At 40.0% G+C, this 797-nt stretch carries 1 protein-coding gene and 1 pseudogene; one reads left to right on the forward strand and one right to left on the reverse strand.

Annotated features, from left to right (window positions below):
* Positions 1–184: transposase (locus PSI15_RS18250; RefSeq protein WP_337928950.1), on the forward strand; the 184-nt coding region annotated here is incomplete at its 5' end.
* 345 nt (positions 185–529) lie between these two features.
* Here PSI15_RS18250 and PSI15_RS18255 read toward each other — a convergent pair.
* A pseudogene (locus PSI15_RS18255) lies at positions 530–797 on the reverse strand (hypothetical protein); the annotation flags it as partial.

Consider the following 797-nt stretch of genomic DNA (forward strand, 5'->3'; position numbering starts at 1 on the left):
CAAGAATCGCAAAGTTAAACGAAAATATGATCGCGAGCTCTATCGACTCAGGCATTTGGTTGAAAACGCTTTTCTCCATTTGAAGCGCTGGCGTGGTATAGCGACCCGTTACGCCAAAAACAGTGCATCGTTTCTTGCCGCAGTCCAAATCCGCTGCCTTGCTCTTTGGTTGAGTATTTCATGACGACGCCATCTAGCGTTTCCTTATCATATAACCAGAAAATTTCATTCGGCTAATTTAGCTTTTAGAATAAAAAACGATATCTACCTAGTATCAGATAGAGTCAGAGATCTATACAGCGAATTTCTCTATGATACCTTGTCAATCATTGGACCATTTACTGCAATAGCTCTGCTTGATATAAAACTGGTTATCTTATCATTTGCGATGGTTTGCCTAACAACGTTAAATAGCTATATGGACACCGACTCAATTCAAGTTGGTGTCCATATAGCTATTTAGCAAATTTGTCTCATGTTTAATGATAGCCAATCCAATTAAGGCGGCATTAAGCCGCCTAATCACAAGTTATTCCTCATAAACAGCCGCATAAAGCGCATGATAGATTTCTTGATTGAAATCACAGGCTAGTGAAATCAAATCGCGTAATTCTTCCGAACAATCTTTATCTATTTGGTCAATAATGACCTGAAATAAAGAGATTGCCAGCCCTGCACGATACATAGCCTGATCTAAAGGCATCGCTTTCTTCAGTGTACGCCCCACATACCTCAATAACGTGACTATCAACGGCTGTGGTGCATGTTCCAAAAGTGCATTCTGTACTTCCTGATTA

It is taken from the genome of Xenorhabdus sp. PR6a (genome assembly GCF_028599065.1).
Taxonomy (GTDB): Bacteria; Pseudomonadota; Gammaproteobacteria; order Enterobacterales; family Enterobacteriaceae; genus Xenorhabdus; species Xenorhabdus doucetiae.